1 pseudogene is annotated in these 292 nt (G+C 79.8%); it reads left to right on the plus strand.

Annotation, left to right across the window (positions count from 1 at the left end):
• Nucleotides 1-61 precede the first annotated feature (61 nt).
• Nucleotides 62-292: pseudogene (locus tag ABD308_RS01820) on the plus strand (hypothetical protein); the annotation flags it as partial.

Raw genomic sequence — 292 nt, forward strand, 5'->3', positions numbered from 1 at the left:
CGCCGCCCGTCCGGCCCGCCACCGGACCCGACCGCCCCGCCCGCCCCGGCCCGGAGGCTCCGTGAACATCCTGCTCTGCCCGCTCAGCGACGGCGGCTACCTCTACCCGGCGCTCGCCGCCGGGCGCGAACTGCGGCGCCGCGGCCACCGGGTCTCCGTGCTCGGCCGTGCCACCGCCGCGCCGTTCGCGGCCGAGGCCGGCCTGCCGTTCGCGGCGGCGGAGGAGTTCGGCGGCGAGCGGGCCTTCGAGGCGATGGCCGGCTTCATGCGCGGCACCACCCTGATCGCCCTC

The sequence above is a fragment of the Kitasatospora putterlickiae genome (genome assembly GCF_039527695.1).
Classification (GTDB): Bacteria; Actinomycetota; Actinomycetes; order Streptomycetales; family Streptomycetaceae; genus Kitasatospora; species Kitasatospora putterlickiae.